This is a genomic window from Ligilactobacillus animalis KCTC 3501 = DSM 20602 (genome assembly GCF_001434535.1).
In the GTDB taxonomy this organism is placed as follows: Bacteria; Bacillota; Bacilli; order Lactobacillales; family Lactobacillaceae; genus Ligilactobacillus; species Ligilactobacillus animalis.
Genome location: NZ_AYYW01000037.1, coordinates 29,520 through 29,936, shown reverse-complemented (window position 1 = coordinate 29,936; position 417 = coordinate 29,520). Strand labels below are relative to the sequence as shown.

The window sequence follows — 417 nt, the reverse complement described above, 5'->3', positions numbered from 1 at the left end:
CCATCTTCATTGTAATATGCATGCTTCTCAGATCCGTATGGGCGTAGATCTTGGATACCGCGTTGCATATTTCCATCTTTATCGAAAAGATACCAATGACCGTTGATCTTCTTTTCACCAGTTGCCATTGCTCCATCATATGTGTCAAAGTAATGTGTCGCATTATTTACCCATTGCCAACCGTATTGCATCCAGCCATCTTCATTGTAATATGCATGCTTCTCAGATCCGTATGGGCGTAGATCTTGGATGCCACGTTGCATATTTCCATCTTTATCGAAAAGATACCAATGATCATTGATCTTCTTTTCACCGACAGCCATCGCTCCATCATATGTATCAAAGTAATGCGCTTCATTGTTTACTCGTTGCCAACCATATTGCATCCAGCCGTCTTCATTGTAATATGCATGCTTT

Annotated in this window: 1 pseudogene; it reads right to left on the bottom strand. The window is 41.0% G+C overall.

The annotated features are described in order from the left end of the window. Positions 1-417: pseudogene (locus FC30_RS09545) on the bottom strand (glycosyl hydrolase 53 family protein); the annotation flags it as partial.